This is a genomic window from Streptomyces sp. NPDC055239 (assembly GCF_053606205.1).
The window spans coordinates 559,297-578,386 of the sequence record NZ_JBSGRD010000003.1 but is presented as its reverse complement, the minus strand read 5'-3'; the positions used below and the strand labels follow the sequence as shown (position 1 = coordinate 578,386).

Sequence of the window (19,090 nt, the reverse complement as noted above, 5' to 3'; positions counted from 1 at the left end):
TGTAACGGGGTTCATCGTGCGTGACCATGGAGGCCGGGAGAAGGAGGAACTTCAATGTCCCAAGGGAACATCGGTGTTACGGCGCAGGTGGTGAACGCGCAGGCGTGCCCGCTGCGGGAAGTTCTTGACAGGGTGGTGGGGAAATGGAGCATCCCGATCCTGGTCGCGGCGGCTCACGGCCCCATCCGCTTCACCGAATTGGAGCGCAGCATCGAGGGCATCAGCCGCCGCATGCTGACCCTGACCCTGCGGAACCTGGAGCGCGACGGCCTGCTCACGCGCACGGTGTATCCGACGGTTCCGCCGAAGGTCGAGTACGAACTGACGCCGGTCGCCCAGGAATTGCACGGCACGCTCCTGACCCTGACGGGGTGGGCGGAGCGGCACCGGGTGACGATCGCGCAGTCGCGCGCGGACTATGACGAGAAGCGGGGGCTGGTGTAGGCCCGAGGCCACCGAGCCTCGGGCCTGCACATGGGCTACGGCTTGCGCGCCACCGCGCCGTACGCGTCGACCGGCGTCGCGTCCTCGGCCTCCGGGCGCCAGCGGGTGACCTGGGAGACACCGGGCTCCACGAGGTCCAGGCCGTCGAAGAAGCCGCCGATCTCCTCGACGCTGCGTACGTGGTAAGGGATGGCGCCGCTCTTGTTGTACGCGTTCGACGCCGCGATCATGCCCTCGCTGGTGGCGGTGCTGTCGCTGATCACGAGGTAACTGCCGGACGGCAGGCCCGCCATGAGCTGTGACACCAGATCACGCGCCTGCTGGTAATCGGCCACGTGGCCAAGGGTGTTGAGGATCATCAACGCGACCGGCTTGGAGAGATCCAGGGTCGCGCTCGCGGACTCCAGGATCGCCTTGGGGTCGTAGAGGTCGGCGTCGATGTACGCGGTGACGCCCTCGGGCGTACTGGTGAGCAGCGCGCGGGCGTGGGCCAGGACGAGCGGGTCGTTGTCCACGTAGACGATCCGGGAGTCCGGGGCCACGCGCTGGGCGACCTCGTGCGTGTTGTCGGCGGTCGGCAGGCCCGTGCCGATGTCCAGGAACTGGCGGACGCCCTGTTCCGTCGCCAGATGGCGGACCGCGCGGCCGAGGAACTGCCGGCTCAGGCGCGCCACGTCGACGAGGCCGGGGTGGATGCCCTTGATGTGGTCGCCGAGTTCGCGGTCCTTCTCGTAGTTGTCCTTGCCGCCCACGAAGTAGTTCCAGAAGCGCGCGGAGTGCGGCGTGCTGGTGTCGATGCGCGCGCGTATGTCCGCTGCGGCGTCGGCTTGGGGGTCGCGATCCGACACGAGGGTCCTCCTGTGGGTGAACGGGCCTGCTTGTTAATTGAAAGAACGATCACCTGCCAATCTAGTTCCCGCGGCCCCGACCAGCACCCCCCAACTCACCTTTCGCCGACGGCGGTCGACAGCCGGTCAGAGGCCGATCACCGTCGGGTCGTCGGCCAGCGCCCTGAAGTACTCGCGGGGATCCCGCACCATCTGCCGTTCATTGAGGTCCAGGAGGCCGCCGACGGAGCGCAACTCGGCTGCCTCCGTGCCGTCCGCCTTGCGGATCGACTGCTCGATGCGGAACGTCTTGCGCTCGCCCCACACGAACACGCAGGTCACCTCCACCTCGTCGCCCGCGCGCAGCTCGCTGAAGTAGCGGATGGTGTTCTCCAGGGCGACCGGACCCACCCCCTTGGCCAGCAGATCGGCCTGTTCGATGCCCGCCGCGCGCAGCACCGACCAGCGGGCGTGCTCGGCGTACTGGAGGTAGACGGCCTGGTTGACGTGACCCTGTGCGTCCGTCTCGTACCCACGGACACTGATGCTCACGGAAAACGGCTCCGCCACGACATTCCCTTCGACGGTTCAATACGGATACTTCCCTGTCACTGCCCCTCGGCCCTCCCTACCGCCGTCCCCTCCGCGGCGACGCAAGGAGATAGCGGGCGCCGTTCGGCCGCTCGGCGTGTTCGCTGACCTGCCACCCCGCGGCCTCAAGCGCGCTCGCGCACGCCCGCAGGCCGTCGGGTGCCACATCGCGCACGGAGACGGCCTCGGGCTGCGGAGTCTCGCTCACCCGATAACCCTCGGGCCCCGGCGCACAGCCCGCCGCCTCCAGGGCAAGGGCCGCGGCCTGCACCAGATGCGTCCGCTCCCAGGCGCAGGGGCGGTCCCGCGCGCCGTCCTGATTGGTCATGCGGCGCATCTCCAGGAGGCCTTCCCAGGCGCTGCGTACGTCGCGGGCGCGGGCCGGGCTCCCGGAGTCCCGCGGGGGTATGGGCTCGGCGCCGGTGCGGGCGGCGAAGAGGCCGGAGGCGGCTGGGGCGGCCGGGGGAGGGGCGGGGGCCTCGGCAGTGGGACCGGGCCAGGCCTCTTCCCGTACGCGATGGCCTGTGGGGGTCAGGAAATAGGCGTGCGGCGGCCGGGGGTGCCGGAAGGCGAGGCGGTGCCGCACGAGTCCCGCCAGCTGCGCCTCGCTGCCGGTGAGGCGGCCCGTCGCCGGGTCGGCGGCCTCGATGATGCGCCGCTGAGCCGCCGTCGGAGGCTTCGTCATAGCCACCTCTTCCCCAGGTCCTCAGGTCTTCTTCGCCTGGTTCCGATAGTGCCTCGTGCCACTGACAACGGCCGCGGGACGTCAGCTGTCCGCCGCCTGCCGACTCAGCGAACTGTTCCCGTGGCGAGGTCGACCACCTTCTCGGCGACGAGGTCGAGCGTGCGCCGGTCGTCGTCGGCGGTGCCGCGCTCGGCGGGCGTACCGGGGTAGGTGTCGAGCAGGACGTCCGTGGCGCCGAGCCCGGCCAGTGTCTCCAGGTCGGCGCGGAGCTGGTCGACGCTGCCGTGCCCGAGGGGGCGCTCCGCCGTGTCCGGCTGCGGGGCGAGCCGGAGCTGGAGGCGGGGCACGAGGTCAGGGGCGGGGCGCCCCGCGACCTCGGCCTCCGCCGCGATCCGGGGCAGCGCCGTCCGCAGGACGTCGAGCGTCGGCATGAACGGGTGCCAGCCCTCGCCGAGGCGGGCCGCGCGGCGCTGGGCCGCGGGGGAGTTGCCGCCGACCCAGACGGGCAGCTGTGCCTGGGGGAGGGGAGCGTTGTGGATGCCTTCGTAGGCGACGTACCGCCCCTGGAACGAGGTCGTCTCCTCGGCCCAAGACGCGCGGATCGCCGCGAGGTACTCGTCCGTGATGGCACCGCGCTCGTCGAAGGGAACGCCGAGGGCCTCGTACTCGGCGCGGGACCAGCCGACACCGGCGCCCAGGATGAACCCGGCGTCGTTCAGCTGGTCGATGTTGGCGGCGAGGCGGGCGGTCTGGAGCGGGTGGCGGTAGGGGATCACCGTGATCGTCGTGCCGAGCCTGAGCCCCGGTACGCGGCCCGCGAGGTGCGCGGCGAGGACGAACTGGTCGTAGAACGGCGCCGGATAGACCGAGTGCACGTCAGGGGTGACCGTGATGTGGTCGGAGATCATCGCGAAGCCGAACCCGATGTCACGGGCGCCCGTGGCCTGCCGGACGAGGGAGTCGGGGGTGGTGCCGGAGCCGAAATTGAGGAGGTTAACGCCGTATCGCATGGCGGCAAGTCTTGATGATCTTCGGGGTGCGTGTCGAACCGGGAAGTGACCTCCGGGTCGGCCGCGGAGACCGGCCGACCCGGATCGCTCGCTGCTACACCCGCTACTTGCTCATCGCGAAACGCATCAGGGCCTGCTCGTCGCCCTGCTTGATCTTCCCGGTCTCGTTGATGACCTGGAGCTTCCAGCTCCCACCGTCCCGCATCGCCTTGGCCACGGCGCAACCGTTGTCGTTGGTGAGCAGGCTCGGCCAGATGTCGGCGACCTGCTGGGTGCTGCCGCCCGTGGCGTCGTACACCTTGAAGCTGATGTTGCGCGCGTTCTGGAAGGCGCTGCGCTTCTTGTACGCGGCGGCGACGAACACGATGGACGTGATGTTGTCCGGCACGCGCTGGAACTCGACGGTCACCGTCTCGTCGTCGCCGTCGCCCTTGCCGGTCTGGTTGTCCCCGCTGTGCACCAGCGAGCCGTTGCCCAGCGGGTCGAGCGAGTCGAGACCGGCGAGGCGCACCGGGTCCGCACCCGCCATCGCGATGGCGATCAGGTCGAGGTCGGTGCCGGTCTTCTGGCGGAGCTTGCCCATCAGGCCGCCGCTGCTGCCCACGGTCGGGTCCCAGGACACCCCTATGGTCAGGTGGGTCACTCCGCCGAGATCAGCCGGTCCGTCTTCCTTCTTGAGCGTGATCATTCGTGATCCTTCTTAATGGTGAGAGAGCTATATGAGACAGAGTCTGCCTGGTTTCACGGGCGGATGTTCCAGCTCGCCACCACCGGGCGGCCGTGCTCCGTGCTGAGGCGGCATACCGTCCCCGTCGCCAACTGGAACAACGCCCCACCGGACGCCGGGAGTCCGAGGCGCCGAGCCGTCAGGACCCGCAGGAAGTGGGAGTGGGCGAAGAGCACCACACTGCCCTCGTTGTTGCCCAGAGCCGCGTCGACCTTGGCCAGCATCCGGTCGGCCCGCTCACCGACCTGCTCCGGAGTCTCACCGGGGTGCTCGGCGGGGCCCGCGGCCACTCCGTCCGTGAACAGGTACCAGTCGGGGTGGGTGCGGTGGATCTCCACCGTCGTGACTCCCTCGTACGCCCCGTAGTCCCACTCGCTCAGGTCGGCGTCGACGAAGGCGTTCGGGAACCCGGCCAGCTCCGCGGTGTCCCTGGCCCGCTCCCGGGGGCTCACGAACGCCGCCCCGATCCGGAATCTCCCCACGAGTGGAGCGAGCCCCCGCGCCTGCTCCCTGCCGTTCTCGGTGAGCGGGATGTCCGTCCAGCTGGTGTGCTGCCCGGACAGCGACCACTGGGTCTCGCCGTGCCGGACGAGGAGCAGGTCACCCATGGTGCGGAACTTCCTGTTCTGTCGGTTGTGGCCGGTCCGGAAGGCCCGGTCCGGCCACCACCGAGGTTAGATCCCCGCAGGTACGCGCGCCGGGCGGCCCGAGCCGCGCGTCAGGCAGTACCCCCCGATGCCCGCGAGGGCACCGAGCACGCCACCGGCCGCCGTCCACAGCCAGCGGGACGACCACCACCCGGACGCCCAGCCGTCCTCCGGCTCACTGGAAGCCGCCTCCATCTTCGTGCCGATCCCCGGCACCAACGGCTTCGCAAGCGAGCCGTCCACGGCCATCGCGCCGCCCGCGTCGCTCGACGTGACCTTCGTCGCAGCCTGCATCGGCAGACCCAGGTCGTCCGCCTTGAGGCCGGTGACCGTCAGGCGCGCGTAGTACGTGCCGGGCAACGGGTCGTTCGCCCACGGCTCCGCCCAGCCCCGCACCGTGCGCAGGGTGCAGGACAGCTCGACCGTGGCGGCGTCCTGCGCAGCCGTCCTGGTCTGCGCGCCGAACCGGCACGCCTGATGGCGCCGCAGCCCGTCGTAGACGTCCACCTGCCAGGTGGAGTCGCCGTTCCGGGTGGTGCCGTCGGGCAGCTTCACCTTGGCGTGCACGGTGGGGCGCTGTCCGACGTCCGCCGGGAACGACCAGTACAGGTAGTCGCCGGTGGACGCCTCGGCGGTGGCCTCCTGGTCCAGCTGGATCGCCGTCGCCGTACGGAAGGACGTACCGGCCTCGGTCGGCTCGGCGGGCTTGTCGTCGTCGGAGTCGGCCACGGCCGCCCCCGCCGTCCCGCACAGGGCGAGCAGCGCGGCCCCCACCAGCACACCGGCTCGTCTCAACACACGTGTCGCATTCATCAGTTGGCCCTCCAGACCGCGAAGCGCCAGCGTGAGACCCAGCCCCAGACCAGACCGGCGATGAAGCCGACGAGAATCAGAGTGCCGAGCAGCCACCAGCCGTTGCCCAGGCCGAAGGACGCCACGTCCGACGCCTCGTCGGGCGCGTCCACCAGGTCGACGGCCAGTTCGACGGGCAGGCCCGGAGTCGTCTTGACGGAGGCGGGCGCCGAGAAGGAGTTGCTCACCTGGAGGCACACGGTCTCCGCGGCGGGCTCACCCCCGTCCGTCTCCTCGTCGTCCGCCTCGGGCTTGGGATAGCGCAGGCCGGTCGAGATCACGTCCGTACGTCCGTCACCCGCATCGGAGCCCCGTACGATCTCGCGTCCGTGCACGGTCGAGGCCCGAAGGAGTACGCCGTAGTCCTGGTTGACCGCGCGGTCGGCGCCGACGCTGACGGAAGCGCGCAGCTCCTGGCCGGGCTTGACGTCGACGCGGTACCAGCGGTGCTCGCCGAACTTCTCACGGTCGGTGTAGACGCCCGCCTTGAGCTGCGGTGCGTCGGTGCACTGGGCGGCGCCCTTCGCCGCCACCGGGGTGGCGACGGGGTCCGCCGCGCGGTCCACCAGCTGCTTGACGCGGCCGGAGAGCTCATCGGTGTGCCGCACCGAGGTGTACGTACCGCCGGTGGCCTCCGCGATGCAGCTCAGCTGGTCGCGGGTCTTGGCGTCCGGCACCAGGCCGAGCGTGTCGACCGTGAGGTGGATGCCCTCGGCGGCGATCTTGCGGGCCACTTCGCAGGGGTCGAGCGGCTGGCAGGTGTCCTCGCCGTCGGAGATGAGGACGATGCGGCGGCTGCGCTCGGTGTTGTCGTCCTTGAGGTCGTCGGCGGCCTTCAGGAGCGTGGGGCCGATCGGCGTCCAGCCGGTGGGCGCGAGCGTGGCCACCGCGGTCTTCGCCTCGGTGCGCTTGTCGCGGTCGAGCTCCGCGACCGGGTAGAGGAGCTCGGTGTCCTTGCAGCCCGTCTTGCGGTCGTCGCCGTGGTAGTTGGCGCCCAACGTCCTTATGCCGAGCTGGACTTCGTCCGGCGTGCCGTCGAGCACCTCGTTGAACGCCTGCTTCGCCGCAGCCATCCGGGACTTGCCGTCGATGTCGCGGGCCCGCATCGAACCGCTGACGTCGAGCACCAGCTCGACCTTGGGTGAGGGCTGTGCCGGTTCATCGGCCTCGGCGGCCGCGGGGCCCGCCGTGCCGAGCCCGGCGGTCATGGCGGCGAGCAGGGCGAAGGCCCCGGCCGCCAGCCGTTGTCTTGTGATCATCGCGGAATCTTATTGATCTTGGCGTGCATACCCAAACCCGCAGGTGGGTATCAGCCGACGCCCCGTCACGGCCCCGGCTCCCTGATGCACTTCACTACCTCAGCTGACGTCCGCCGAACGCCCCGCTCCCGTCGGCCTGTTTCCACCACGTCTCTAGGGCCGTCTGGTCCATGGATCGCCAGAGCGGCGTCTCCTCGACGAGCGCGCGGCCGAGGCGGCGCCCGAGCTCGACCATCGCGCCGCCGGCGACGGTGCGGTCGGTGTCGTACGTGTCGAGCGCGTCGGGCCAGGTCGTGGCCGTGGCGAAGGCGGACTCCAGAACCGTCGCGTCCTGCAGCGCCTTGACCGCGCCCGCCCCGGTGTGCGGCCGGGCGACAGTGGCCGCGTCGCCCATCAGGAGCACGCGGCCCGTGGTGTAGCGGGGCGCGGTGAAGTCGTACATCGGCTGGAGGAAGAGCTCGTCGGGGGTGGTCGCGCGGATGAGGTCGCCCCAGTAGGGCGGCAGCAACTCGTCGCACACGTAGGTGAGATGCGAGGAGAGCGCCTCCGTGAGCCCGCCCGGAGGCAGGCTCGTGGGGCCGGTGAGCCGCAGGTCGACGCCGAGCCCCAGATCGAGGTCCGGCGGCGGCGACGTGTACAGGACCCAGTTGACGCGGTGGCCGCCGACGCCGTCCGGGATGCGGTAGACGATGACGTGGCCGCCGGGGAAGACGACGTACGCGCAGTCCTCCTGAGCCCACAGCTCCGGGTCCGCGAGCCGGTCGGCGGGGAAGGCGCCGCGCCAGGCGAGATACCCGGCGTACGCGGGACGCACGGAGGCGAACGCCGCCGAACGGACCACGGAGCGGTAGCCGTCGGCGCCGATCACGAGGTCGACGCGCTCGGTGCCCTCGGCGGTGACCACCTCGGCGTCCTCGCGCCCTGGACGCACCTCCTCCACCGCCACGCCCGACCGGAAGACCACGGAGTCCGGCACACGGCCGCGCAACTCACGCCACAGAGGACCCCAGTTGTACGTACGAAAAGGGAACGGCATCGCCCCGATCTCGTGACCGAGCGGCCCCGCGGCCGACCCGTCCCGCACGTACCAGCGGCGCCGCTCCAACTGCACCCACGGCATGTCCGCGTCCAGGTACCCGGCGGAGTCCAGCTCCACGTAACGCGAGTTGTGCACCGCGAGCCCGACACCGCGGTCCGCGAGGTGACCCGCGGCCCGCTCGTACACCGTGATCTCGTCGGCGCCCCCGCGGTACGCGGCGAGTGCGGCGGCGCATCCTGCGATGCTCCCGCCCACAACAGCGACTCTGCCTCCACGCATCATCGCGCCATCCTGGCAGGAAGAATGACCCTCTGTCAGTGAAGTGACACTCCGCGTCCGGCGAAGAACGGCTCGAAGTCCGAAAGTGGCATGTCCGCCATCCGCGTCCCCGCGTCGATCCCGGACGGGTTGTGCAAGTGCAGGCCCCCGTCCGCGGAACGCCCGGTGACCAGGACCAGGTGGCCGCCACGGCCGGGCGAAGGACGGTGCGGGCGGCGGATCTCGAAGTGGACCGAGACCATGACCGAGCGGCCCTCGTCGAGCAGCCCGACGATCTCCTCCACCGTGAGGTGCCGGTGCACCGTGGCGTTGACGCCGTGGACCTCGCGCACGTACTCCGCGAACGGGGCGTAGATCAGTCCGCGGATCTCTCCGTCGGCGTCCTCTGTGTACGCGCCGTACTTCAGCGCGCCGTCCCGCAGCTCGAAGAGCGAGGGCGCCGACGGGCCGAGCGCCATCCGCAGGCACGTCAGACCGCACAGGTGGCCGCACCAGCGCGCGTAGTCCTCCAGGGTGACGGCGCCCGACTCCGCCCAGGCCGGATCGGCCGCACGGTCCAGTTCGCCGTACACGATGGCCTCGACCAGGTCGGGCGAGGCGAACTGGGTGAGCGAAGGGACCCGGCAGGCGGAACAGAGAGACACACGACCCCCGTCGTACGGTGACATCACTTCGTGCGGTGACTTCACTGGCGGTATCCGCTGAGAAAGCGGCCGATGCGGCTGATCGCCGCGTCGAGGTCGTCAGCGTAAGGGAGGGTCAGGATGCGGAAGTGGTCGGGGCGCGGCCAGTTGAAGCCGGTGCCCTGGACGACCTGGATCTTCTCCTGGAGGAGCAGGTCGAGGACGAACTTCTCGTCGTCGTGGATGGGGTGGACCTTGGGGTCCAGGCGCGCGAAGGCGTAGAGGGCGCCCTTCGGCTTCACGCACGAGACACCGGGGATCTCGTTCAGCTTCCGCCACGCCATGTCGCGCTGCTCGTACAGCCTGCCGCCCGGAGCGGTGAGCTCGTGGATGGACTGCCTGCCGCCGAGCGCGGCCTGGATGGCGTACTGCGCGGGGGCGTTCGGGCACAGACGCATGGAGGCGAGCATGGTAAGCCCCTCCAGGTAGCTCTTCGCGTGCTGCTGCGGGCCCGTGACGACCAGCCAGCCCGAGCGGAAGCCCGCCACGCGGTAGGTCTTGGAGAGCCCGCAGAAGGTCAGGACGACGAGGTCGGGGGCGAGGGCCGCGACGCTGTGGTGCACGGCGTCGTCGTACAGGATCTGGTCGTAGATCTCGTCGGCGAAGACCATCAGGCCGTGGCGGCGCGCGAGGTCGAGGATGCCTTCCAGGATCTCCTTGGGATACACGGCGCCCGTGGGGTTGTTCGGGTTGATGATCACGACGGCCTTCGTCCGGTCGGTGATCTTCGATGCCATGTCGTCCAGGTCCGGGTACCAGTCGGCGGACTCGTCGCACACGTAGTGGACGGCCTTGCCTCCGGAGAGGGTCGTCACGGCGGTCCACAGGGGGAAGTCCGGGGCGGGGATGAGGACTTCGTCGCCGTCTTCGAGGAGTGCCTGGACGGCCATGGTGACCAGCTCGGAGACGCCGTTGCCGAGGAAGACGTCGTCCACGGAGACGCCGTCGAGGCCGAGCGCCTGGTAGCGCTGGGCGACGGCGCGGCGGGCCGAGAGGATGCCGCGCGAGTCCGTGTAGCCGTGTGCCTGGGGGAGCATCCGGATCATGTCCTGGACGATCTCCTCGGGCGCCTCGAAGCCGAAGAGCGCGGGGTTGCCGGTGTTCAGGCGCAGGACGCTGTGGCCCGCCTCCTCCAGGGCGTTGGCGTGCTCGATGACAGGCCCCCGGATCTCGTAACAGACCTCGCTGAGCTTGCTGGACTGCCGGAACTCCATGCGCTGTGCCTCCCGTGACGTGAGTTACTTGGTTTTACCAAGCTGGGGCTTGGAAAGTCCAACAACTTGCATAGACTGAGTCGCATGCCACCTGCACCCAGGCCTCGCCGAAGCTATGACCAGTACTGCGCTGCCGCCCGTGCCCTCGACACCGTGGGTGACCGCTGGACCCTGCTGATCGTCCGGGAGCTCCTGATAGGCCCCCGCCGCTACACCGACCTGCACGCCGATCTGCCCGGCGTGAGCACGGACGTCCTGGCCTCCAGGCTCAAGGACATGGAGCGCGAGGCCCTGGCCACCCGCCGCCGCCTCCTCCCGCCGTCGGCGGCGTACGTCTATGAACTGACCGAGCGGGGCCGTGAGTTGCTGCCGGTTCTGCAGGCCCTCGCCGCCTGGGGCGCGCCCGCTCTCCAGGAGCGGGCGCCGACGGACGCGGTCCGCGCCCACTGGTTCGCGCTGCCTCTGTTGCGCGGCCTCGCGGGGCTCGGGGTGGAGGGAGTGGTGGAAGTGCGCCTGGATGAGGGGGAGTTCCACGTGCGACTCGGGGGCGCGGGGGAGTCGTACGGGGACGGCCCGGCGCCCGTGGAACCGGACGCCCGCATGGTCATGGACGCCGAGACGTGCGTGGCGGTGAGCGGGGGAGTCCTTACGGTGGGCGATGGCGTACGGGCGGGCCGCATCGATCTCATGGGCGAGGGAGTCCTCGCGAAGGCGCTGCGCGCGTCCTGATCCCGCTGGGTCTCCTGATCCCGCTGAGGCTCCTGATCCCCTTGGCGGCAACCGGGTTTCGGCCAGACCTGGTTGGTCCCGTGTGTCTCCTCCGAACGTCCTAACGCGCGTGCCGCAGTGTTCATGATCGGCCAGTCGAACATTCCGGGCGGGCGGTACTAGGGTCGTAAGGGTCCATGTCGTCTTTTGGCGTGGGCGGTGGCGTCAGCCAGGGCGCCCCAACAGGGGAACGGGGAACATGGCAAAGAACGGTAATCAAGGAAGTAATCACGCCGTCCGGGTCTTCCGGGTCCAGAGTGCCTTCACCGAGCTCGAGGGGCAGGTGCACGGCCCCGGGGAATTGGCCGAGGCGACCGGCCTAGACGACTCGACGGTGCATCGCATTCTGCAGTCCGGTATTCACGACGGCATCTTCGTCCGTGAGGGGCGCGGCCTGTACCGGCTCGGCCCCGGTGCCGCGCGGCTGGGTCTGAAAGCCCTCACGCACGCGCCCAACACCGATGTGACGCACGAGGTGCTGGAGAGCCTGCGCAAGACCACCGACGGGGGCCTCGTGTTCCTCTTCGGCCTCGCCCCCTTCGGCGGGGCCAGGAAGCAGTGCCTGGACATGGCCGTCGGTGACTCCGACCTGGCGGAGCTCGGCGTCAGCAGGCGTGCCCTCCTCACGGTCTTTCAGTCGTTGCGTACGGGCGCCTGCGGGCGGGCGATCCTCGCCCACTTGCCGGAGGTCATCCAGGAGGGCGTCCTTGCGGAGCCGCCTCCCGTGGAGGCGGGCCCGGGGGTGTTCCGGGACGAAGGCGCCCTGCTCGCTTCCCTCAAGGCCGTGCGCGAGCAAGGGGTGGCCACCGACTCGGAGGAGTGCGCCGCCGGCTGGAACGGACTTGCCGTGCCGGTCCGCTGGGACGGGCTGATCATGGGCTCCGTCGCGGTGCTCAAGCCCAAGGACGCCATGCCGCAGTGGCCGGTCGGCGTTCTGATAGCCATGAAGGAGGCCGCCGGCGTGTTCACCGAGACGGGTGGCGGCGCCTGGTCGGCGCGGACTCCCAGCTCTTTCTGATCGCATCGCTCCTCCTGGTCGCCGAAACCCCCGCGTCATCCCGCCGCAATAATATAGCCGCGCGGGTATCCCGCTGGTGTCGCGGTGTTCACGCGATATTCGCATCTCGGCACGTGAGAAACGGCTGCCGTTTCTCACGTGCCGGGATTCACCTCGCTCGTATTCTCACCCTGCGGGAGAGGGTTGGTCTTTCTTGACAAACTGAGGTGCCCGTGGCCAATACTCGGAGCCGGAAAGCCGGAGTGCTCGTGTTCCGGATTCGCCGTCAGGGGGGGTTGCCTTGGTCCGCGCAGTCGCTGTCCGTCCGCACGCGTCGCAAGACGGGGCGGGAGGTGCTTGTCCTGTCCGCGAGGGCTGTGGTGAACAGGCCTCGGGTGAATATGCCACAGGTGAACAGGGCTCTTGGCAAGCCGAGTTGAGGAGAGTTCCGCTGCTCTCCGCGCGCGAGGCAGAAGTGTTCCAGCTCCTGGGTGAGGGCTGTTCCAACCGCAGCATCGCCCGGCGACTCGACATCGCCGAGCGAACGGTCAAGTTTCATGTGGCGCAGGTGCTGAGTAAATTGGACGTTGAATCCAGATTGCAAGCAGGTCTTGTCGCCTTCTCCGGTCGGCGCCTGTACCAAAGTGCAGTTCCCCGCCGGAAGAATGCCGGATAGTTTTCCTGGAAGGACTTGAAGGAAAAGCGCGAGGCCGCGGGCCCGGTTTTTCTCCAGAGTCTCCATACTCTCCAGGCTTTCCGGAGACGCGCTCCGCGCAAACCCCGGTTCCCGAGGACTCGCCGCTCCCCCCTTCGTGGTGACGGAGAAAGGACACGCCCATGCCGGCCAAGACCGCCGCTCTCGACGAGAGCCCGACGAAGCCCCTCACGGCGCATCCGTCCGAGCCCGCCCGGCCCGGCACGCCGGACAGCACCGGCACGCCGGACAGCATCGGCACCCTGCGCGCCATCCGCCTCTCCGCCGAAGAGGGGCCCGGCGCACACGCCACCGAACAGCAGCACGCCCGGGGCAAGCTGACCGTCCGTGAACGTCTGGAACTCCTCTTCGACGAGGGGTCGTTCACCGAAGTCGAGCAGTTGCGCCGACACCGCGCCACCGGCTTCGGCCTGGAGGCCAAGAGGCCCTACACCGACGGAGTCGTCACCGGCTGGGGAACGGTCCACGGTCGCACCGTCTTCGCCTACGCCCACGACTTCCGCATCTTCGGCGGCTCCCTCGGTGAGGCCCACGCCACGAAGATCCACAAGATCATGGACATGGCCGTCAAGGCGGGTGCCCCGCTGGTGTCGCTCAACGACGGCGCGGGGGCCCGTATCCAGGAGGGCGTCTCCGCGCTCGCCGGGTACGGCGGCATCTTCCGGCGCAACACCAGGGCCTCCGGCGTCATCCCGCAGATCTCGGTCATGCTCGGCCCGTGCGCGGGCGGCGCCGCCTACAGCCCCGCCCTGACGGACTTCGTGTTCATGGTCCGCGAGACCTCGCAGATGTTCATCACAGGACCCGACGTGGTCCAGGCGGTGACCGGCGAGGAGATCACGCAGAACGGCCTTGGCGGCGCCGACGTCCACGGCACGGTCTCCGGCGTCGCCGCCTTCGTCTACGACGACGAGGCCGAATGCCTGGAGGAAGTGCGCTACCTGCTGTCGCTGCTGCCCTCCAACAACCGGGAGATGCCGCCGTCCCACGCGACGGACGACCCCGCCGACCGCCGGACCGACACGCTCGCCGAACTGGTCCCCGCCGAGGGGAACCGGCCCTACGACATGCGCGCGGTGATCCAGGAGATCGTCGACGACGGTGAACTCCTGGAGACGCACGCGGGCTGGGCGGGCAACATCATCTGCGCCCTCGCCCGGATGGACGGGCGGCCCGTCGGCGTGATCGCCAACCAGCCGTCCCAACTGGCGGGCGCCCTGGACATCCACGCATCGGAGAAGGCCGCCCGGTTCATCACCACCTGCGACGCCTTCAACATCCCGCTGGTCACCCTCGTGGACGTGCCGGGATTCCTGCCCGGCGTGGACCAGGAGCACAACGGCATCATCCGGCACGGCGCGAAGCTCCTCTACGCGTACTGCAACGCGACCGTGCCGCGCGTCTCCCTGGTGCTGCGCAAGGCCTACGGCGGGGCGTACATCGTCATGGACTCCCAGTCCATCGGCGCCGACCTGACGTACGCCTGGCCGACGAACGAGATCGCCGTGATGGGCGCCGAGGGCGCCGCGAACGTCGTCTTCCGCCGGGAGATCGCCGCCTCCGACGACCCGGAGGCGACCCGGACCCAGCTGGTCAAGGAGTACAGGACAGAGCTGATGCACCCCTACTACGCCGCGGAACGCGGACTCGTCGACGACGTCATAGACCCCGCCCTGACCCGCTCGTCCCTCATCGAGGCGCTGCGTGTCCTGGGTGCCAAGGACATCGACCTGCCGTCGCGCAAGCACGGCAACCCGCCGGCGTGACGGGCACGCGGAACACCGCGCTCACGGTGGTACGAGGACGACCCGACGACCTCGAACTCGCCGCCGTCACCGCCGTCCTGAGGGCGATGGCCCAACAGGCCTCCCAGCAGGCGGACATGCCCGCACCGCCTACGCCGGACCCCGTGCACGCCCGCTGGGAAAGCGATGGCCGTACCCGTCCCGCCGGCTCCTGGCGCTCCGCCGGCATACACCGGCCGGGCCCCGCGGGCCGCGCCCGAGCCACGGCGTGAGCCGCCGTACCGACGCCGGATTCCCCACACACTCGACTGGGAGCGGATAGTGAAACATCCACTCAACCCGATCGACGAGGTCTTCCTGGACATGGACCAGGACATCGGCCTGGTCCAGGGGCAGTTCCTGCGGTTCCGCGGACAGGCCCCCTCGCTGGAGCAGCTCCACGACCACCTGGCCGAGCGGCTGCCCGGCCTGCCCCGGCTCACCCACCGGGCGGTGACGGGCAGGCGCGGCGCGTTCCGTGCCCCCAGCTCCGGCTTCGCTCTGCGTGACCACGTGCAGGAGTTGAGCCTCCCGGCCGGGACCCCACTGGACGAGGTGCTCACGGCCATGGTGCGCAGGCCGCTGTGCGAGAGCGGCCCCCTGTGGACGATCCACCTCGTGCACGGCTACTCCGACGACGAGTACGCCGTCTGCTACCGGGTCCACCACGGCCTGGAGGACGGAATGGGGGCGGCCCATGTCGCCACCGTCCTGTTCGGCACCCCGCACCAGGACCGAACCCCCGGGAACGGGGAGCGGAACGGGCGCACCGGACCGCTGTTCACGGCGGGACCCCGTGAGCTGCTGCACGGCGCGCTCAGCGTGGGCGCCGGAATGACGCGCGGTCTCGCGCCCGGCAGGCTCTGGCCCAAGGCGCAGTCTCCCGCTCCGGAACACCTGGCCATGTGCAGCGTCAGCGCGACCCGGCGTGAACTGAGCGAACTGGGACGGGGGTTCGGCGGCACGGTCAACGACGCCTTCCTCATGGCGCTGTGGGGCGCGCTGTCCGCCTGGAGCGCGACGGGCGACGGCCACCACGATGTGCGCTCGGTGTTCCGCACGTCGCCCGTACCGGTCCGGATGCCGCTGAGCACCCGGCACGAGGGCGAGGAGGGCGCCGTCGGCAACCACCTCACGACGACCGTGGTCACCCTGCCCGGGCAGGGGGTGCCGCCCGCCGAGGCGTTCGCGCAACTCGTCGGCAGCACCCAGCGGATGCGGTCCAACGGTCTGCGTCCTGCAAGCAGGGCACTGGTCGCCCTGCTGCCCAAGGCCCTGATCCGCTGGACGGTCAGGCGTCTGCTCAGCCCTCACTCGTCACCGCTGTACGCCTCCAACTACGCGCTTCCCTCCTGTCTTTCCTTCCGCGACGACCCGGTCGTGGACGCCGTGCCGCTCGGTGTGCTGCTTCCGGGCAACGCCCTGTCGGTGACGCTGCTGTCCTGTGGATCCCGGGTGCAGGTGAGTTTCCTGTACGACCGCAGGCTGCCGGGCGCCCAGCGGCTGGCGGCGCTGTGGCGCGAGGCCCTCGACGAGCTCGGCCACCTCAACACGATGGACGCACTTCCGGCCGCCTGAACGGCCGCTCCCCCTGCCACCCGCTCTTCCCCCCCCAGCCACGCACTCTTCCACTCTTCGGAGGGATTTCTATGTCGAGTCGGTCCAGTTCACGCGGTCATGCCGTGTGGACCCTGATCGTGACCGGCCTCGCCGTCTTCATGGCGGCGCTGGACAACCTGGTCGTCATCACCGCCCTGCCCGCCATTCAGGAGTCCCTCGACACGAGCCTCCAGGACCTGGAATGGACGGTGAACGCCTACACCCTGTCCTTCGCGGTCTTCCTGATGGCCGGTGCGGCGGCCGGTGACCGGTTCGGCCGCCGCCGCATGTTCGTGGTGGGGCTCGTCGTCTTCACCGCGGCGTCGGCGGGATGCGCCCTCGCGGACAGCTCCCAGCAGCTGATCATCGCCCGCGCCGTGCAGGGCTTCGGCGCCGCCATCGTCATGCCGCTGACGCTGACCCTCCTGACCGTCGCCGTGCCGCCCAAACGGCGCGCCATCGCCCTTGGCATCTGGGGCGCGCTGAGCGGCCTCGCTGTCGCGCTCGGGCCGCTCATCGGCGGCGCCGTCGTCGAGAAGATCTCCTGGGAGTGGATCTTCTGGGTCAATGTGCCGATCGGCGTGGTGGTCCTCGCCCTCAGCCTGTGGAAGCTCGCCGAGAGCAAGCATCCCGAGAGCACGCTCGACCCGGTGGGCACCGTCCTGGTGAGCCTCGGCATGTTCGGAGTGGTGTTCGCCCTCGTACGGACCACCGAGTACGGCTGGGGCGGCAGCGAGGTACTGCCCTACCTGATCGGCGGAGCGGTGATCCTCGCGGCCTTCGTCCTCTGGGAGCTGCGCACCCGCCATCCGATGCTGCCGATGCGGCTCTTCCGCAACCGGTCGTTCAGCGCCGTCAACTCCACCAGCCTGCTGATGTTCGCCGCCATGTTCGGCCTGGTGTTCCTGCTGACCCAGTTCATGCAGAACATCCAGGGCTTCTCGCCGCTCGAAGCGGGTGTGCGGATGCTGCCCTGGACCGCGATGCCGGTCCTCGTCGCCCCGCTCACCGCCCTGCTCTCCGCGCGTCTGGGCAACCGGCTCGTGGTCGCCGCGGGGCTGCTCTTCGAAGCCGTCGGTCTCGGCTGGCTCGCCATGGTGACCGAGGTGCACACCGAATACGCCGACCAGGTCCCCGGCCTCGTGCTCGGCGGCATCGGGCTCGGACTCTTCTTCGCGCCCGTCGCCGAGATGGCGATGAACATCGTCGCCCCGCGCGACCAGGGCATCGCCTCCGGAGCCAACAACACCTTCCGGGAGCTCGGCGGTGTGCTCGGCGTGGCCGTACTGACGTCGGTGTTCACCGCGCAGGGCGGATACGCGTCGCCGCAGAACTTCGTGGACGGCCTGGTCCCCGCCACCTGGATCGGCGCCGGGATCGCCGCCCTCGGCTTCGTCGCCATCCTCACCGCACCGCGCCGGTCCAAGGAGAACAACTCCGCGTGGCAGGAGGAGGAGCGCCCGGACACCGGCAGGACGGACCCGGCGGACCTGCTCGAGCCCTCGCAGCGCTGACTCCTCCCGTAAAACCCCCGGCACGCAATCGCCCGCAGTCGACCAGCCAGTGGCAGGGAGTCGAGATGTACGACGCAATAGTTGTCGGCGCACGGATCAGTGGCGCCTCCACGGCCATGCTGCTCTCCCGGGCGGGCCACAAGGTCCTGCTGCTGGACCGGGCCGTGTTCCCCGGCGGCAAGGCAGCCGCGACCAACCTCGTCCACCCGCCGGGCATCCTGCGCCTCAAACGCTGGGGCCTCCTCGACGAGTTGACCGCCACCGGCTGCCCGCCCATCACCGAGTACGGGCTGCGCAGCGGACCGGTGGAGCTGATGGCCCGGCTGCCCACCGCCGACGGAGTGGGCGAGGCGTACTCGCCGGAGCGCAGCAGGCTCGACCAGATCCTGCTCGACGCCGCGGTCAAGGCCGGTGCGGAACTGCGCTCCGGCGTCTCCGTGCGGGAGCTGATCACCGACGACGCGGGCACGGTGACCGGTGTGCGGGGGGAGACGTCGGACCGTACCCCCGTCGTCGAACACGCCCGCGTCGTGGTCGGGGCCGACGGCTCCAACTCGACCGTGGCCCGACTCCTCGACGCACCGAAGTACGAGGCGCACCCGGTGCTCAACAAGAGCCACTGGTCGTACTGGGAGGGCCTGCCGCACGACGGGCGGGTCCGCACCTACCGCCACGCGGGCAAGCACGCGTTCACCTGGCCGACCCACGACGGGCTCACCATCGTGGGAGTGGCCCTGCCGGTGGCCGACTTCAAGGCCACGAGCGACGAGGACCGCGACCGTACGGTCATCTCCGCGTTCGACGAGGTGGACCCCGAGCGGGCCGAGCTGCTGCGCGCGACCAAGCGGGTCGACCGCTGGATGACCGGGTCCGTACCCAACTTCCTGCGCCGCTCGCACGGCCCCGGCTGGGCCCTGGCAGGGGACGCCGGCTACACCCGGGACCCGATCACCGCCGCCGGGATCACCGACGGGCTTCGCGGCGCCGAACTCCTCGCCGCCGCAATCGAGTCGGGCCTGTCCGGCGGACAACCGCTGGAGGCCGCACTCGCCGGGTACGCCCGTGACCGCGACGCCCTGGTCACAGGGCACTACCGCTACACCCGCGACCACGCGACGATCGCGAACCACTCGCGGGAGGAACTGGCGTTCATCCAGGCCATGAACCGCAGCCCCACGCACGGCCGCGACATGGTCGGCATGTTCGCCACGATGGTCCACCCGGCGGAGTTCTACTCACCTGCCAGCATCCACGCCCTCCTCGACCACCTGGAGCCCGGCGCCGGTCCCGGCTGGAAGCTGCGCATGGTGCGCTGGCTGGCGCGCGGGGTGCCCCGGCACCTGCCCGGCGCGACCCGCACGGCCGACCGCCTCGTGGCGAAGAACCTCGGGCCCATGGGGCAGTACCTGGCCTGAGCCACCCGCGCCCCGCGTCCCGAGCGCTCATCCCTCTCCCT

General features: G+C 70.1%; 20 protein-coding genes. 9 read left to right on the top strand and 11 right to left on the bottom strand.

The annotated features are described in order from the left end of the window. Positions 1-54: 54 nt before the first annotated feature. Positions 55-444 (top strand): winged helix-turn-helix transcriptional regulator, encoded by a 390-nt coding sequence (locus ACWFRJ_RS13395; protein ID WP_453528519.1) that lies wholly within the window; start codon positions 55-57, stop codon positions 442-444. A gap of 35 nt (positions 445-479) precedes the next feature. Here the strand turns inward: ACWFRJ_RS13395 and ACWFRJ_RS13390 are convergent, their stop codons facing one another. The 11 genes from ACWFRJ_RS13390 to ACWFRJ_RS13340 form a co-directional block, all read right to left on the bottom strand. Beyond that, positions 480-1,292 (bottom strand): SAM-dependent methyltransferase, encoded by an 813-nt coding sequence (locus tag ACWFRJ_RS13390; protein ID WP_453528516.1) that lies wholly within the window; start codon positions 1,290-1,292, stop codon positions 480-482. A gap of 126 nt (positions 1,293-1,418) precedes the next feature. Then, on the bottom strand, positions 1,419-1,841 hold the full coding sequence (locus ACWFRJ_RS13385) for an acyl-CoA thioesterase (protein WP_453528513.1): 423 nt from the start codon (positions 1,839-1,841) through the stop codon (positions 1,419-1,421). A 58-nt stretch (positions 1,842-1,899) separates the two neighbouring features. Then, positions 1,900-2,547, bottom strand: a complete 648-nt coding sequence (locus ACWFRJ_RS13380; protein ID WP_453528510.1) for a hypothetical protein — start codon at positions 2,545-2,547, stop codon at positions 1,900-1,902. Positions 2,548-2,651: 104 nt separating this feature from the next. Next, complete coding sequence (locus ACWFRJ_RS13375; RefSeq protein ID WP_453528507.1) at positions 2,652-3,557, bottom strand: TIGR03619 family F420-dependent LLM class oxidoreductase; 906 nt, start codon at positions 3,555-3,557, stop codon at positions 2,652-2,654. 103 nt (positions 3,558-3,660) lie between these two features. Further along, positions 3,661-4,245 (bottom strand): TerD family protein, encoded by a 585-nt coding sequence (locus ACWFRJ_RS13370; RefSeq protein ID WP_453528504.1) that lies wholly within the window; start codon positions 4,243-4,245, stop codon positions 3,661-3,663. A gap of 53 nt (positions 4,246-4,298) precedes the next feature. Beyond that, positions 4,299-4,892, bottom strand: coding sequence for a histidine phosphatase family protein (locus tag ACWFRJ_RS13365; RefSeq protein ID WP_453528501.1), 594 nt, complete (start codon positions 4,890-4,892; stop codon positions 4,299-4,301). A 66-nt stretch (positions 4,893-4,958) separates the two neighbouring features. After that, positions 4,959-5,744, bottom strand: a complete 786-nt coding sequence (locus tag ACWFRJ_RS13360) for a hypothetical protein (RefSeq protein WP_453528499.1) — start codon at positions 5,742-5,744, stop codon at positions 4,959-4,961. Beyond that, the gene (locus tag ACWFRJ_RS13355; RefSeq protein ID WP_453528496.1) at positions 5,744-7,042 is read right to left on the bottom strand and encodes a VWA domain-containing protein; all 1,299 of its coding nucleotides are present in this window, start codon (positions 7,040-7,042) and stop codon (positions 5,744-5,746) included. The genes ACWFRJ_RS13360 and ACWFRJ_RS13355 overlap by 1 nt, the downstream gene beginning before the upstream one ends. Positions 7,043-7,136: 94 nt before the next feature. Further along, on the bottom strand, positions 7,137-8,360 hold the full coding sequence (locus ACWFRJ_RS13350; protein ID WP_453528493.1) for an FAD-dependent monooxygenase: 1,224 nt from the start codon (positions 8,358-8,360) through the stop codon (positions 7,137-7,139). 35 nt (positions 8,361-8,395) lie between these two features. Then, positions 8,396-9,004 (bottom strand): C39 family peptidase, encoded by a 609-nt coding sequence (locus ACWFRJ_RS13345; RefSeq protein WP_453528490.1) that lies wholly within the window; start codon positions 9,002-9,004, stop codon positions 8,396-8,398. Between the two features lie 41 nt (positions 9,005-9,045). Beyond that, a complete protein-coding gene (locus tag ACWFRJ_RS13340) occupies positions 9,046-10,257 on the bottom strand; it encodes a pyridoxal phosphate-dependent aminotransferase (protein WP_453528487.1) in 1,212 nt (403 codons plus the stop codon). Positions 10,258-10,341: 84 nt separating this feature from the next. Between ACWFRJ_RS13340 and ACWFRJ_RS13335 the strand changes: the two genes are divergently transcribed. The 8 genes from ACWFRJ_RS13335 (at position 10,342) to ACWFRJ_RS13300 (ending at position 19,049) form a co-directional block, all read left to right on the top strand. Continuing rightward, the gene (locus tag ACWFRJ_RS13335; protein WP_453528484.1) at positions 10,342-10,986 is read left to right on the top strand and encodes a winged helix-turn-helix transcriptional regulator; all 645 of its coding nucleotides are present in this window, start codon (positions 10,342-10,344) and stop codon (positions 10,984-10,986) included. Positions 10,987-11,224: 238 nt separating this feature from the next. Continuing rightward, entirely contained in the window at positions 11,225-12,043 is an 819-nt protein-coding gene (locus ACWFRJ_RS13330) for an IclR family transcriptional regulator (RefSeq protein ID WP_453528481.1), read from the top strand. A gap of 454 nt (positions 12,044-12,497) precedes the next feature. Continuing rightward, the gene (locus ACWFRJ_RS13325; RefSeq protein WP_453528478.1) at positions 12,498-12,698 is read left to right on the top strand and encodes a helix-turn-helix domain-containing protein; all 201 of its coding nucleotides are present in this window, start codon (positions 12,498-12,500) and stop codon (positions 12,696-12,698) included. 161 nt (positions 12,699-12,859) lie between these two features. After that, on the top strand, positions 12,860-14,503 hold the full coding sequence (locus tag ACWFRJ_RS13320) for an acyl-CoA carboxylase subunit beta (RefSeq protein ID WP_453528475.1): 1,644 nt from the start codon (positions 12,860-12,862) through the stop codon (positions 14,501-14,503). Next, complete coding sequence (locus ACWFRJ_RS13315; RefSeq protein WP_453528472.1) at positions 14,500-14,754, top strand: acyl-CoA carboxylase epsilon subunit; 255 nt, start codon at positions 14,500-14,502, stop codon at positions 14,752-14,754. The genes ACWFRJ_RS13320 and ACWFRJ_RS13315 overlap by 4 nt, the downstream gene beginning before the upstream one ends. Positions 14,755-14,803: 49 nt before the next feature. Further along, positions 14,804-16,099, top strand: a complete 1,296-nt coding sequence (locus tag ACWFRJ_RS13310) for a wax ester/triacylglycerol synthase domain-containing protein (protein WP_453528469.1) — start codon at positions 14,804-14,806, stop codon at positions 16,097-16,099. Between the two features lie 71 nt (positions 16,100-16,170). Continuing rightward, complete coding sequence (locus ACWFRJ_RS13305) at positions 16,171-17,634, top strand: MFS transporter (RefSeq protein WP_453528466.1); 1,464 nt, start codon at positions 16,171-16,173, stop codon at positions 17,632-17,634. A gap of 65 nt (positions 17,635-17,699) precedes the next feature. Further along, entirely contained in the window at positions 17,700-19,049 is a 1,350-nt protein-coding gene (locus ACWFRJ_RS13300; protein ID WP_453528463.1) for an NAD(P)/FAD-dependent oxidoreductase, read from the top strand. The last annotated feature ends 41 nt before the right edge of the window (positions 19,050-19,090 follow it).

Excerpts from the sequence above, each read along its gene's own strand:
- ACWFRJ_RS13300 (WP_453528463.1), top strand. The coding sequence starts at position 17,700 with ATGTACGACGCAATAGTTGTCGGCGCACGGATCAGTGGCGCCTCCACG.
- ACWFRJ_RS13330 (WP_453528481.1), top strand. The coding sequence starts at position 11,225 with ATGGCAAAGAACGGTAATCAAGGAAGTAATCACGCCGTCCGGGTCTTC.
- ACWFRJ_RS13380 (WP_453528510.1), bottom strand. The coding sequence starts at position 2,547 with ATGACGAAGCCTCCGACGGCGGCTCAGCGGCGCATCATCGAGGCCGCC.
- ACWFRJ_RS13340 (WP_453528487.1), bottom strand. The coding sequence starts at position 10,257 with ATGGAGTTCCGGCAGTCCAGCAAGCTCAGCGAGGTCTGTTACGAGATC.
- ACWFRJ_RS13335 (WP_453528484.1), top strand. The coding sequence starts at position 10,342 with ATGCCACCTGCACCCAGGCCTCGCCGAAGCTATGACCAGTACTGCGCT.
- ACWFRJ_RS13355 (WP_453528496.1), bottom strand. The coding sequence starts at position 7,042 with ATGATCACAAGACAACGGCTGGCGGCCGGGGCCTTCGCCCTGCTCGCC.
- ACWFRJ_RS13305 (WP_453528466.1), top strand. The coding sequence starts at position 16,171 with ATGTCGAGTCGGTCCAGTTCACGCGGTCATGCCGTGTGGACCCTGATC.
- ACWFRJ_RS13365 (WP_453528501.1), bottom strand. The coding sequence starts at position 4,892 with ATGGGTGACCTGCTCCTCGTCCGGCACGGCGAGACCCAGTGGTCGCTG.
- ACWFRJ_RS13375 (WP_453528507.1), bottom strand. The coding sequence starts at position 3,557 with ATGCGATACGGCGTTAACCTCCTCAATTTCGGCTCCGGCACCACCCCC.
- ACWFRJ_RS13395 (WP_453528519.1), top strand. The coding sequence starts at position 55 with ATGTCCCAAGGGAACATCGGTGTTACGGCGCAGGTGGTGAACGCGCAG.
- ACWFRJ_RS13370 (WP_453528504.1), bottom strand. The coding sequence starts at position 4,245 with ATGATCACGCTCAAGAAGGAAGACGGACCGGCTGATCTCGGCGGAGTG.
- ACWFRJ_RS13350 (WP_453528493.1), bottom strand. The coding sequence starts at position 8,360 with ATGCGTGGAGGCAGAGTCGCTGTTGTGGGCGGGAGCATCGCAGGATGC.
- ACWFRJ_RS13320 (WP_453528475.1), top strand. The coding sequence starts at position 12,860 with ATGCCGGCCAAGACCGCCGCTCTCGACGAGAGCCCGACGAAGCCCCTC.
- ACWFRJ_RS13360 (WP_453528499.1), bottom strand. The coding sequence starts at position 5,744 with ATGAATGCGACACGTGTGTTGAGACGAGCCGGTGTGCTGGTGGGGGCC.